Raw genomic sequence first — 14,999 nt, 5'->3', positions numbered from 1 at the left:
CCTTGCCGCCTGCACGTAAAGCGTGCAGAATCCTGCCCATAGTCCTCAATTGTTCAGGAGGCCCATCATGGGTGCTGTCCGGGAGTGTCTGGCGCTTTGTCGCGATTTCATGCGGAGGCGCCCGTTTCCGGCGCTCCTCGCCTTCAGTTTTCTAACCGTCTATTCTGTTCAGGCCCAGGATACGGTCATCTCGACCAACACAAACTGGACCGAGAACACTTACAACATGAACAGCCTGACCGTGCAGAGCGGCGCAGTGCTGACGATCGACGGTGGCTCGACAGTCAATGTCACGAGCGGCATCTCGGTTACCGGCAACTCGTTCATTGTCTGCAAGACCAAGGACAACACGGCCCAGGTCGGAGGGCTCTGGGCGGGAATAGGCGTGACCTTCACAGCCGGATCGCTATCCGTTGATTCGGGCTCGACGATTTCCGCTGACGGTACGGGCTACATCAACGAGAAAGGCCCGGGGGCGGGTGGCTACGATTTCTACCGCCCATCTGGCGCTGGATTCGGTGGACGCGGCAGCAACGGCAACGACGATACTGCCGGCCTGACCTACGGATCAATCCACGAGCCAACGTCTCCAGGCAGCGGCGGTGGCCATTGCTACTACCGTGACGGCGAGCCTGGCGGTGGCGCGATGCGTTTCACGGTCTCGGGCACTGCCACGATCAACGGATCGCTTTCCGCAGATGGACTAAGCAGCAATCAAAGCTCTAATACTGTCTCCGGCGCAGGTTCTGGCGGCAGTATCTGGGTTGATTGCGGAACGCTGGCAGGCTCCGGAACGATTTCGGCAGACGGTGGCAGCGCGGCCATTCCGGATTACAACGCCGGCGCGGGCGGCGGCGGACGCGTCGCTCTTTACATGGCCACCAACAACTTCAGCGGCACCGCTTCCGCTTACGGCGGACAAGGCTTGCAGAACGGCGGCGCCGGTACGGTGTACACAAAACTCGACGCGGCTTCTTACGGTGTCGTGGCGATCAACAACAATGGCCTCGCCCAGCAATGGGTCACGCCGCTCGGCAGCACTCCCCAGTTTGAACTCGACGTTGCGAATGCAGGAATGGCTTTCCCGGAGCCTGGTGTCGCTCTGATCAGTCTTGACGTTCAAAGCGGAGGGCTCATCTCCCATGATCCGAACGCCACGGCGCTCGACTTCAGCGTTGTCAACGACGCGATGATTGGCGTAGGCGGCATGATCGATCTCGATGGACGAGGCTATCCGAATGAAACCGGCACAGGTGCCGGCGGATATGATTTTTATTATCCTTCCGGCGGCGGCTACGGCGGCAGAGGCAGCGATGGAAATGACTCAGGAGGAATGACTTACGGCTCTATTCATGAACCCACCGATTTCGGCAGCGGTGGTGGCCACGGTTACTACCTTGATGGCGAGCCCGGCGGCGGCGCCGTCAAACTGCAGGTTGGCGGCACCCTTACCGTTGATGGGGCGATTTCTGTCGATGGTTTGGATTCTCAGAACGCTTCGAATACCGTCTCAGGTGCGGGATCGGGAGGTAGTGTCTGGATCATCTGTTCGACCCTCGAAGGCCTTGGTGAAATCGGCGCGAACGGTGGAGCTTCCACGGTTCCCAGCTACTTCGCCGGAGCCGGCGGCGGAGGTCGTATCGCCATCTACGCCGCCACGGATAATTTCGGTGGTCAGGTCCTTTCCCTCGGCGGCGAAGGCAAACAAGGCGGCGGTGCCGGCACAATCTATCGCAAGCTCGACTCTGCGACCTACGGCACGGTCGATATCGACAACAACGACCTTCCGCAGCAGTGGGTGACTCCGCTTGGCGACACACCGACATACCATCTGCGCGTTGCAAACGCCGGTATGGCTTTCCCTGAACCCGGCATTTCACTCGCGAGCCTTGAAGTCCTCCAGGACGGCATCATCTCTCACGATCCGAACGCAACAGCCCTCGAATTTAGCGTCATGAACGATGCCACCATCTACCCTGGGGGAACGGTCGATCTTGATGGGCGCGGACACATCTCCGAAGAGGGTCTTGGCGCCGGCGCCTATGACTTCTACTTCCCCTCCGGCGGTGGGCATGGGGGGCGAGGCAGCAGCGGCAATCTGGAAGCCGGCGGTCTGACCTATGGCTCATTCTCGGAACCTACGGCCTTCGGAAGTGGGGGTGGTCGTCCTTACACCGAGGCCGGCGAGCCCGGTGGGGGCGCAATGAAGCTGACGGTCGGCGGCACACTGACCGTGAACGGCATCATCACATCCGATGGCGATGACTCGACGCAATACTCCAACACGGCCTCCGGCGCCGGTGCTGGCGGTAGCCTCTGGCTGATCTGTTCCACTCTTGCCGGCGATGGCGAGATCGCAGCCAATGGCGGCCAAGCCAATATCGCCACTGTCTTCAGCGGCGCCGGTGGCGGTGGCCGTGTGGCCGCCTACATGGATACGGACAATTTCACCGGCGTCATCACGGCATACGGCGGTGAAGGCCTGCAAAACGGCGGCGCAGGAACCGTTTACAGAAAACTCACCTCCGAGACCTACGGCGAAGTAGTCGTCGACAACAACGGACTCTTCCAGGAGTGGGTGACGCTCATCACGACACCGACACTCACGAATCTCACTCTCGCTGATGCCGGAATGGCATTCCCACAACCGGGGATGTCTCTGGTGAACCTGACGATCAACAGCGGCGGCATTTTGTCCCACGATCCGAATGCCGATCCCCTTGAGTTTTCTGTTTTGAATGACATGACGGTGAACTCCGGCGGCAGCGTCGATCTCGATGGACGCGGTTATCCGAACGAAACCGGCGCGGGAGCCGGCGGATATGATTTCTACTACGGATCCGGCGGCGGCTACGGCGGGCGCGGAAGCAATGGCTACGACGACACCGCTGGCCTGACATACGGTTCCATCACACAGCCTGTCGACTACGGCAGCGGTGGCGGGCACTCTTACTATAAGAACGGCTCCCCCGGCGGCGGCGCGATGAAGGTCAACGTCGGCGGTACGCTCACGATCGATGGCATTGTTTCTGCCAATGGAAGTGAAGGCATCGTCGCGAGTAACACACGCTCCGGCGCAGGATCCGGCGGTAGCCTTTGGTTGAATTGCGCAACCCTGGCCGGTTCCGGTCAGATCAACGCGAACGGCGCCGATGGAGATGTCAGCGCGCACCTCGGCGGTGCCGGCGGCGGCGGACGCATCGCAGTCTACGCAAACACAAATAACTACATCGGCGAAGTCACTGCCTTCGGTGGTGACGGCCAGCAAGGTGCCGGAGCCGGTACGATCTACACAAAACTGACCGGCGACGCCTACGGCACGATCCTCGTCGCCAATAATGGCCTGGCACAGCAGTGGGTGACGCCTCTTGAACAGGAAGACATCTCCCACCTTGTGCTCGCCGATGACGGCCGCGCGTATCCCGTGCATGGTCTTCAGGTGCAGAGCCTCGATATTCAGACCAGCGGCATTATTTCGCACGATCCGGGAGAGACGTTGGACTTCACCGTCCTGACCGATGCGACCATTCAGGAAGATGGTTTGATCGACATCGATGGTATGGGACACATCGGGGATGCCGGCCCTGGCAAGGGCTCGTACGATTTCTACAACGGATCCGGTGGTGGTTACGGCGGCCAGGGCGGCCAGGGTGGGAGCGGAGCTCCAGGAGGCGATCGCTACGGATCCTGGAGCCAGCCGACCGACATCGGCAGTGGAGGCGGACGCAGCTACTACGAGCCCGGCGCTGCTGGTGGTGGTGCTGTGAAGCTCGAAGTCTATGGGACTCTCACCAATAACGGCTCGATCACTGCCAAGGGACTTGGTGGCATCCAGGCGTCCAACACATTGAGCGGCGGCGGTTCTGGCGGCAGCGTCTTTCTTGGAATCGGCGGCTTCGCCGGTTCCGGCGTCATCGACGTCACCGGTGGCGATGGTGGCGGTGGCGGCGGTGGCGGTCGCGTGGCCATCTACTGCGGCGGGACAAACAGCTTCCCGATGTCGAACATCGATGTCTCCGGCGGGACTGGAAACGTCGACGATGGCGATCCTGGAACAATTGAAGTTGGAACAGCACTATTCGAGTGGATTCGTCCATCCCGCTATCTCATTCACGACGTTGAAACAATCGAGTGGAGCGCTTTCGGCGTCGATCGTCCCAACACCGAAGTGGAAGTCACAGCGAAGCAAAGCGGAGTCGAGAATTCCCTCGGTTCCGGCTTCGCCGCGGCAGGAACCTCCACTCTGGATACGACCTCCTATGCAGACGGGCCCATTGAATTGCGCGCGTATTGGAGTCTCCTTGATGGCACGCCTATCGGCGACCTCGGCCTTGCTGCGTCCATCAATAATTCTTCGGATATCTTCTACGCTGGTGGAGAGATCACAGGCGCGGTTACCTGGCCATCCGACAAGATCATCGTCGTTGAGGAAGACCTGCACATTGCGGATACCGGAATGCTGACGATCCCTGCCGGGGTGATCGTGAAGTTCGTTTACGGCGTTGGAGTCACCGTCGAAGGTACGCTTGATGCCCCTGCAACTGCAGGATCGCCCATCCTGATGACCTCGTTGCGCGACGATGCGGCAGGTGGCGATACGAACCTCGACGGCACGGCTACGCATCCCTTGCCGGGCGACTGGCACGGAATCCAGGCGCTTGGTGCGGGCACCGTGAATGTCAACGAATACGTCGAGATGCGTTACCTGCAGATGAATCACGAAGGGACATTGCTGGCCAGCGAAACCTGGCTCGGTAACTCGGTGCATCACGTCACTGGCTTCGTCACTGTGCCAAGCGGTACATCGCTGGTCATCGAACCGGGCGCCGTCATCAAATTCGACCCGGCCGCAGATCTCGGCATCGAGGTGCAGGCCAGCGCCACCTTGAACGCATTGGGCACCATCGCACAGCCGATCACCTTCACGTCCTCACGTGACGATTCCGTCGGTGGAGACACTAATGGGGACGGCGATGAGTCCGTCCCCGGTGTCGGCGATTGGCGCTGGCTCCATGCCAGTGGCGGAAGCATCAACCTGCAGCATGTGAACGTCCTCTACGGCGGCGGAACCTCGGATGGGAATTGGAACAACACGGCCGTCATTCGCACATCGAACGGCGGAGAGTTTGGGATGCGTGAATGCGTGGTCCGCCACACCTTCTTCGACGCGGTCTATCTCTATGGCTCGGGTTCTTATGCCCTTCTGGTTAACTGCATCCTGGATGATGCCGACCGCGGCGTGATGAACGAATCCGGCAGCGACGTGGAGATTATTGGCTGCCTCATCAACAACATGCGATGGGGCGTGTTCCCGCACGGCGGCACGTTGAGCATCACCAACTCCATTGTCAGCAACTGCTCCGATCGTGGGTTCGGAATCTGCTGCGGTTCGCCGCAGCCGGATATCCTGTACTGCAACATCTGGAACCCCGATGGAGATAACTTCAACGGCGTGACCGACGTGATTGGAACGAATGGGAACATCTCCGCGAATCCGCGGTTCAAGGATCCCACGCGTTACGATTATCGCCTCAACTACATCAGTCCCTGCATCGATGCGGCCGACACGACAGCGGGCATGGACAATGACTTCGCAGGGGCGCCTCGTTACGACGATCCGCGCACGCCGAACACCGGCGTGGAGTCCCTTGGCGTCGTCGCCGACATCGGTCCCTACGAATTCGTCGAGACGGCGGATTCAGATATCGACGTTTCGGTCTCTGACGTTCTTGGACCCTCGAGCGCCATCGCAGGCGAAAGCGTCCCGGTCACCTGGACTGTCAATAACGTTGGCATGGGCACCGTCTTTGGCCCGTGGCGCGACCGCGTGTGGGTCGTCCCCGATGGTGGAGGCGATCCCGTGATGGCCGGCGATCAACTCGTTGGCTCCGGCGTGACCCTTGGTCCGGGACAGAGCTATACCGCCGAGTCTCTCGTCCGCGTTCCGGGCGCCCTTCCGGGTGACTACAACTGGCGCGTGGAACTGAACGCCCGAAAGGACATCTTCGAGGGACAAAACTACGGCAACAACACGGCGGATTCCACATCGCTCGTGGCACTGGACATTCCAGTCCTGCCGGTGGATGGCGATTCCGACACGCGACTGATTGGCGCTGAAGGCGATTCGCTCTGGTATCAGTTCGACGCCGCACCGGGACAGGACGTGCTCGTCACACTCGACAGCGCACTCGACACCGGCGTGATGGAACTCTATCTCGGCGATGGTCGCGTGCCGACACGCAATGATTTCGATGCGCGTCAGGTCGAAACCTCTTCCGCCGACGTCAGTACAGTCGCCCCGGCCGTCGATCCGGGAACCTGGTATGTATTCGCCTACGCAAATAAAGTCACCGGTGGGCCGAGGGCAGTGACCCTGCAAGCCAGCGAACTCGGCTTTGAACTCACTGGCATGTCGCCTCCCCAGGCCGGCAATACCGGGCACGTGGTCTTCAACGTCCGCGGTGGCGGGCTGACATCCGCCGCGACCTTCAATCTGATCGGGCCGGACGCGACCGTGTACGACTCCACGCTCGTCGAGATCCTCAACCCGGCCGTCGCTCGCGTCGGCTTCGATCTGTACGATCTGCCAACCGGCTCCTACGATCTGCGCGTGTTGTATGGTGATACCTTCACTCTTCCCGATGCGCTCACCATCGTGGAAGGCCAACGTCCCGATCTCTGGGTCGACATCGTTGGCCGTAACCAGGTGCGTTATCGTGCCGAAGAGACCTACACCGTCCACTACGGTAATCGTGCAAACGTGGATTCTCCTCCGGCCGTGATTGGATTTGAGGCCCCCGGAAACTGGACCGTCACGAATCTCTCCGACATTCCGATGGCCACGTTCCAGACCGACGATCGCAGTGTTGCCGAGTTCGTCTTCTCCCTGTCTCGCATTCCCGCGAACTCCAGCGGCTCCTTCCAGATCGCCGTTGCATCCCAGGACTTCGGCAACTTCACGCTCGACGCCTGGATTCGAACCATCGGAGTCGCTCCACCATCCTACGCCCTGCCGGACCCCGATCCGGAGATCACACTCTCCGCCGTCATCGACGAAAATGTCCCGGGCGAGTACGTTATCGGCCGCATCCTGATCGATGACGGCACCGAGGTGTCATCCACCGTATATGAACTCCACATCACGGAAGTCACAGAGCCGGTTCCCATCTCCATGACCGAGACGGATCTCGGAGGCGGCTTCACACTGACGGAGATGACCCTCACTGTCCCGAAGACGAGTTCCTCCCGTATCGACGGCACTCTCTACGACAAGATCTCATGGCTGTGGACGTGGGGCAGTGACGCAAAGAGCAAATACGACAATGCAAAGAAGGCCTACGACTACGGCAATGCGGCCTACAACAAGGTCACCCAGGATGCACTGACCGAGTGCCTCAAAAAGAAGGGGTGTCTCCAGGATACGACCTATGGAAATCTGAAGCGATTCGCGAATAACGTGATCTACTTCAAGATCGCCACGGATGTCATCTCTGCGCCGGACCAGACCGGCTGGGTGGGTGCAGCGATCGAGCCGGTCGCCGGACTGATCGATTCCGGATGGCTCGGCATTCTGTGGCGCCAGCGCTTCGAGCTGGAGGGCTGCGGCCTGTATCTGTTGGAGTCCAAGTCCGTCTCCAAGGACGTCATCGCCTTCTGCAAAGACCACTCCGAACCGCCCAATCCGCCATGTTGTGACAATGACGGTGGGGGAGACTACGGGGACGACAGCAGCCTCGATACAGAAAGCGGCGGCGGCAAGGATCCGAACGAGAAGCACGGGCCCAACGGGGACTACATCCTCTCCCGCGATCCGATCCTCTACACCGTCATGTTCGAGAACATGGCCGAGGCTCCATGGCCTGCCCAGGTCGTCACCGTCACCGATCAGCTCGACGTGAATGCATTCGATCTCGATACCCTTGAACTCGGAGACATGAGCTTCGGCTCGCACAAGCTGACGCCTCCTGCCGGTCGCAGTGATTACGTCGGCGACGTCGATTTGCGACCCGACAAGGACATGGTTGTCCGCATTGAGGGCGCACTCGATAAGGAAACCGGTGTTCTCTCCTGGATCTTCAGCTCGCTAGATCCCGAGACGCTGAATGTCATCGACGATCCGGTCGACGGCTTCCTGCCTCCGAACGTCAATCCGCCGGAGGGCGATGGGATCATGTACTTCACGATCACTCCGAAGGCGGATCTGCCTTCCGGCACCGTGATCAAGAACAAGGCGACCATCGTGTTCGACCTGAACGACTCGATCATCACCAACGAGACGGTCCACACGCTGGACGTCATCGCCCCAACCAGCGAGATCGATGCGCTGCCCGAAATGTCGACCCAGACACCGGTTACTCTCTCCATCACAGGCAGCGACGATTCCGGCGGCTCGGGCATCGACCATTACGAAATCTTCATGTCCACCGATTACGGGCCTTTCAGCCTGTATGCCACCACAACCGAAGCCACATACGACTTCAATGAGCCATCTGGACACTTGTACTCGTTCTACTCCGTGGCCCGAGACGTGGCCGGAAACCGCGAAACGTCGCCCAGCACCGCCGATGCCCATACAATCGTCATGACCGCGTCCGGCGTCTTGGATCACCTCCTGGGCACGGCCGAGTTCGAGCCTACGGGCATCGTCTACGCTGATCGGAACGATGATCACGTTGTCGATGTGGCGGATATGTGGTTGCTGATAGAGTAGTTAGAATGACGCGAGGTCCCGAAAACCGTTGCCGGGGTTCGGGATGCGTGGTCCAATTGTCTCAGCCTGAGCTCGGAGGGGCTCCCCTCCGAGCTTCTAGGCGTGCCTGTGCGAGGTGACCATCTTGCGTCTGAAAGCAATCAACCCCTTCTTCTGGGGCTTCTCGATCGCCCTTTCCTGGACATGGGGACTGGGGCTCTTCTTCTCCGTCCAGGTTGCGATCCAGTTTGGTCTGGCGGGCCTGCTCGGTTTCGCGATTCCGAACGCACTCGGCCTGATCGCGTTTGGCTGGTTCACTCAGCACATCGCCAAGAAGGCCGCCAGCAGCCTGGAATTCGAGAAACACTTCCTGGCCACGGTCGGCAATCTGCGGTGGGTTTTCCTGTTCTACCAGGTCGTCGCCATCGCGCTGACGTTCTTCGCGCTCTTCAAGTATGTCTTCTTCCCGCTCGGAATCTCCCTGCCGATGATCGGCCTGCTGGTGCTCGGCGCCAGCCTTCTGCTCGGCGAGCAATTCAACATCGGTAAGTTGAAGTGGTCCCACCTCGGCATGAGCGCCGTCATTCTGCTTTCCGTCCTGCTCATCGGATGGGGCGGCGGATCGTACTTCCATGCTGCCAATGTTCTGCCGCGGCAGTACGAAGGCGTTCAGAGCGTGATCTCATTCAGCTATCTCGGGTACTTTGTCCCCATCGTCGTCGGTTTTCTGCTCGGCCCCTGGCTGGATATCCAGCAATGGCAGCGCGCCATCCAGATCCGACGCGAGCACACCAACATCGGCATCTCGTACACGGTCGGTGGGATCATCTTCTTCGGAATCCTCCTCTTCCACGGAACGCTCGCGTTGGCGATCTGGGGCGAAGGCCTTCGCCTCGGCATTCCATTGGCCCAGATTAGCCCCGACGGCCTCTTCCATGCGAAGGATGCCATCGTGCGCTTCCTGTTCCTGAGTGGCGTCGACACACCGGTCCTGTTCCGCGTGATGTACGTCACGTTCCTGTGCCTCTGCATCGTCGCCACGCTGGACAGCGGCTACGTGGCGTTGCGTTGGTTCCAGGCCGACGCCGTGAAGAAGAGCGATCACATCCTGATGGCTCTGATCCCGAACAGCCTGCTCAATTCCCCGCTGCCCCCGTTCCTTCTGGCTGCCGCGGTTGCCTTCATCGCCATTCCGCTCGGGTTCGAGCTCGAGTACTTCATGGCCCTCTACGGCTCGTTCCTGGTGGGCTACGCGATGGTCTTCCTGTTCCGGACGACTTTCAAACCGCGCTTTACGGCCTTTACGCAGACAACCCTGCTCTCTCTCGCCGCGCTATCCATTGGCATTTTCGGGCTGGGGTATTTTGAGAGTCTCCCGCTGCTGATGATTGTCGGTTCATTGATCCCACTGACCCACGCGATCGTCACGATCATGAGCCGCAAAGCCGTGGAAGAAATTAAGCGCAGCGGTGTCATGGATCGTATTGCGGAAGGTGAGATTGGCAAGGCGGTCAGCAATCGGTTCAGACCGAAGGAAGGTCCGCAAAGCGAACGGGAGACCGCCGAGCGTGACGCGCAGGCTCGCGAGATGGAGCCCGCGCCGGATCTTTCGCCGCACGTTTCCTCCATTTCGAAGGGCGCGTCGTCCTGGATCGAAGGCAAGTGGTTCGTCCATTCGCTCACTGCGACTTACCAGGATACCAACTCCGTCGGGAACGTCTACTTCGCCCAGTATGGTATGTGGGTTGGCAAGACGCGCGAGCTTTTCTTCGCGCACGCCTTGCCGGACTTCGACTTGAAGACCTCCCCGTGGTACATCCTGACCCGCGCGTTCGAACACAAATTCCTGAAGGAAACCAAGGAGTTCGAACAGATCGAGGTCTGGGTTCGGATCCAGAGTGTGAACCGCAAGTTCGTGACTATGGAGCACCAGATCTTCGACTCCGCCCGAACGCTTCTCGGAAAGGGCAAACAGGTGCTTCTCTTCGTATCATCGAAGGACTACCACATTATCGACGTTCCAGGCGAACTGCACACGGCCTTCCTGCCTTACCTGTAACCGCGATGGCCTGCCCCATTGGCACTACCCCTGCTCCCCAATGGACTAATCGGGGCTGTCGGCTGATCTGCTCGGCCGTGCCGAAACTTGAGGAGAACCGCCTGTGAATCCCCCCATCGCGCCCGCCACGGAAGACTTCGCCCTGGATGAACGCCAGCAGGCTATCTTCAATTCTCTCAAAGTTGTGACGTTCTTCATTACGACCGTCTGCAATGCGCGATGCGAGACGTGTTTCTACTGGCAGCACCTCAACGATCCCGACGCGAATAACCTGACGCTCGATGAAATCACCCGGATTGCCCGCGGGATGCCCAACTTCCCGCACCTGCTGATCAGCGGCGGCGAGCCCATCATGCGCAAGGAGATGCCGGAGATTGTCGACATCTTCGTCCGCGAAGCCGGTGTCCAGACGCTCGACATGCCGACCAACGGACTGCTCGGTCGCAAGGTCGTCGAAGGCGTCGAGCGCTTGCTCGACCTGCACCCCCAACTGCTCATTACCGTAGGTCTTTCACTCGACGGCTTCGAAGAAACCCACGACCGCTTGCGCGCTGTCCCTGGCAACTTCCAGAAGCTCTGGCAAACGCTCGATGCGCTGAACGAGATGCGCTATCGACGGGTCAAGGCCGCGGAAGCGGGGGAGGGCCCGTACCCGATGCTTCGCGTTCTGACGTTGACCTGCGTGAACAACCAGAACCTGGACGAAGTCGAGGCGCTGGCCGATTGGGTCAGTGCGAACAAGGATGTCGACGGCATGATGTTCGAATGCCTGCGCGGCGAGCCGAAAGACCCAGACCTTGCGCCGCCCTCTCCTGCGCAGTTCGATCGCATCATCCAGAAATCCATGGAAGTGAACAGCGACCTGATGGGGCGCCGTTTTCCCGATGATCGTCCCGCGCGCCTCGCGTATGTTCGTGGCGTTTACCGCATGCAGCGCGAACACCTCGTCGGCGGCAAGATCCCGACGACTTGCCAGGCCGGAGTGAATCTCGCCGTCCTGGAGCCCGACGGGCGCGTTCGCCTTTGCGAACTGCTCGACGAAGTCGGCGACTTGCGTCAGAACGGGCTGGACTGGAAACGGGTGTTCTTCTCAGAGGAAGCCAACCGCCAACGGCGCTGGATCACAGAGGCCCGTTGTTCCTGCACCCACTGCGTGAACCTCGGACACTCAATCGATGCCGGAAAGAACACCCGGCTGCAGCGCCAGGTGGATCAGAAGATCTTCGATAAGACGCGTCTGTGAGCTGCCGCGGCAAAAGATTTGTCATAAATCCCATTAAATAGTAGTGAAGGTCCCGAACTCAGGAGCGTAGAATCTCCAAGTTACGGCCCAGACTTGTTCTGGGCAGTTGGCATTTTTTAGCCGCACATCATTGAAGCGGCAAGGTTTCGGAGGCATTGCATGAAGCGGTTTCAACGAACTGGAGCGTGGGGAGTAGTTGCGGCACTGGCCGTCCTGCTCAGCGCCTGTGCCGGGCTTGGGAAGTCCGGAGGCGGCGCCGACAAGCCGTTCGACTACGAGGTCATCACCCTCAAGAACGGAATGAACGTCATCACACTGGAAGACCACTCCACCCCCATCGCGGCCGTCCAGGTCTGGTACCACGTCGGCTCCAAGAACGAGCAGCCGGACCGTCGCGGTTTTGCTCACATGTTCGAGCACATGATGTTCCGCGGCACGGATCACCTTGGTCCGGAAGATCACTTCAAGTACATCCAGGCCAGCGGCGGAAATAACAACGCCTACACTGCCTTCGACCAGACGGTTTACGTCCAGGAAGTCCCCTCCAACCAGGTTGAGCTCGTCCTTTGGCTGGAAGCCGAGCGCATGGGCTTCCTGCGGATCGACGAGGAGGGCTTCAACACCGAGCGCGAAGTCGTGAAAGAAGAGTACCGCATGGGCGCCGAGCAGCCCTACGGCACCGTCGCCGACAAGCTTCTGGCGGAACTCTTCCAGGGCGGAGCGTATTCCTGGACTCCCATTGGCAAGATGGACGAGTTGGACGCCGCCACGGCCGCCGAACTTCAGGAATTTTGGAACACCTATTACGTCCCGAACAATGCGACTCTCGTCGTTGCAGGCGACATCAAGCACGATGAAGTCCAGGATCTAGCCGAGAAGTACTTCGGCTGGATGCCTCGCTACGATGATCCCCCCGCACTGGCAGTTCCCCGCGGACCGATCAACACGGAAGAGCTGAAGATCAAGATCAAGGAGAAGAACGGCCCCGCGCCGATCGTCGGTATCGCCTATCGCACCGTTTCGGCCGGCAGCCCAGACGAGCTTCCGCTCGAGCTGATGGGAACGATTCTCGGCGGAAACGAATCCAGCCGCATCTATCGTCGTCTCGTCACCGAAGATGCACTCGCCACTGTTGCAATGGGCGCTGCGTTCTCTCTCGAAATCGATGGCCTCGCAGCCGTCGGTGCTGTCCTGAGCCCATTCGGTGCGGACAAGGATGGCGCTCTCACCGCACTCCGCGAGGAAATCGAGCGCCTGCGCGCTGAAGGCCCGACTGAGGAAGAACTCGAGAAGGCCAAGAACAACGCCCTTCGCGACGCCGTCAAATCGCAGATGTCAATCTCCAGCAAGGCGCAGGTCCTCGGCAGTGCCGCCGTCGTCGAGCATGATCTCGAAGGCGTGAACCGGCGCTTCGATCGGATCCGCGCCGTCACGACTGACGACATCCAGCGCGTCGCCCAGGAATACCTCCTTCCCGAGCGCCAGATGGAAGTTATCATCGAGCCGAGCATGCTGGGCTTCCTGATGAACCAGATTTCAAAGACCGCACCCGAAGAGGAAGAAGAGACCGAAAGCGCCACCTCGACGACTTCCGAAGGCCAGGTTGGCAAGCCCGGCCTCGTTCGTCCCGACTACCTGCCGGACACGCCGCCGATGGCGGACATGCTGCAGGCGGAACTCGACGTCGAAACCTACGAGATCACGCTGCCGAATGGCCTTCGCGTTGTCGCGATTCCGAATCACGAAGTCCCCTACGTCACCGCAACTCTTGGGATGCAGGCAGGCGCCTTCACGGATCCCCCGGAAATGCCCGGTGCAGCGTCGATTGCCTACCAGATGCTGACGCGCGGCACCGATCTGCACACGTACGAAGAGCTGACCGATGAACTTGATCGTTACGCGATCTCCATCGCTGGTTCTGCCAGCATGGACACGGCCGACATCAACATGGGCGCCGTGACCGATCAACTTGATCGCGGCATGGAATTCCTGGCGGAAGTCGCGATGATGCCGACCTTCCCGAAAGAGGAACTGGAGGACTTGATCACCCAGACGCGCACCGGCAAGGCGATCGAGGAGAAGAACCCCGACTACCTGGCCGACCGCGAGGTGCGTCGCCGCCTGTATGGCGATCATCCATACTCGCGCAGCGCCGATCCCGAGCTGGCCGATCTGGACAATATCACTGCCGAAGGCCTTCGTTCCTGGTATGGCGAGTACGCTCGCCCCGACCTGTCAACGCTCTACATCGCCGGCGACGTCAGCAAAGCCAAGGCCTTCGCGCTTGCCACGAAGTACTTCGCCAAGTGGACTACCGAGGGTGAAGCCCCCGAGCTTTCTGTGCCGGATGTCCCCGCGTCACAGCCCACGCACATCTACCTCGTGGACAAGTCGGGCGATCAGTCTCAGATCCGCATCGCACAGCGCGGCATCACGCGTCGCGATCCACTCTACTTCCCGACGCGCATTCTGAACCAGGTGCTCGGAGGTGGATTCGGCTCGCGCCTCAATAAGTCCATCCGCGTCGACAAGGGCCTGACCTACGCAGTCTTTGGCGGCTTCTGGGCACAGCGCTTCGCCGGTTCGTTCTACGTCACAACCTTCAGCAAGAACGAATCCGTGGCGGAAGCCATCGTTGGCATTCTAGAAGAGATGGACAGTATGAAGACGAAGGCGCCGACCGACGAGGAACTCGATATGGCCAAGAAGTACCTGGCCGGCAACTTCGTGATCTCTCGCGAGACTCCTCAATCGATCGTCGGAGATCTCTGGATGATCCAGACGCAGAATCTGCCCGACGATTACCTGCGCAACTATCTCGCCGGCATCGGCTCCACCACTTCCGAAGATGTGAAGAGCGCCGCCAACAAGCTGATGAACGACGATGAGCTTGTCATTGTCGTCGTCGGACCGGCGGATGATCTGAAGGCCGATCTGGAGAAGATCGCGCCGGTCACCGTCGTCAAATGACCTCCTGCACATAACAAGTAGCAGCAACGGGCCCGGAG

4 protein-coding genes are annotated in these 14,999 nt (G+C 60.0%); all 4 read left to right on the top strand.

The window, feature by feature from the left end; all coding sequences use genetic code 11:
* The first annotated feature begins 67 nt into the window (after positions 1-67).
* On the top strand, positions 68-8,710 hold the full coding sequence (locus KQI84_02760) for a hypothetical protein (protein MCB2153783.1): 8,643 nt from the start codon (positions 68-70) through the stop codon (positions 8,708-8,710).
* 124 nt (positions 8,711-8,834) lie between these two features.
* Positions 8,835-10,748: an acyl-CoA thioesterase gene (locus KQI84_02755; GenBank protein ID MCB2153782.1), complete on the top strand. Its 1,914-nt coding sequence runs from the start codon at positions 8,835-8,837 to the stop codon at positions 10,746-10,748.
* A 103-nt stretch (positions 10,749-10,851) separates the two neighbouring features.
* Entirely contained in the window at positions 10,852-11,991 is a 1,140-nt protein-coding gene (locus KQI84_02750) for a radical SAM protein (protein MCB2153781.1), read from the top strand.
* Positions 11,992-12,150: 159 nt separating this feature from the next.
* The gene (locus tag KQI84_02745; protein ID MCB2153780.1) at positions 12,151-14,961 is read left to right on the top strand and encodes an insulinase family protein; all 2,811 of its coding nucleotides are present in this window, start codon (positions 12,151-12,153) and stop codon (positions 14,959-14,961) included.
* The last annotated feature ends 38 nt before the right edge of the window (positions 14,962-14,999 follow it).

Source organism: bacterium, assembly GCA_020444065.1.
Classification (GTDB): Bacteria; Sumerlaeota; Sumerlaeia; order SLMS01; family JAHLLQ01; genus JAHLLQ01.
Note: the sequence above shows the minus strand (reverse complement) of the source record. Positions and strands in the feature narration are given on the sequence as shown.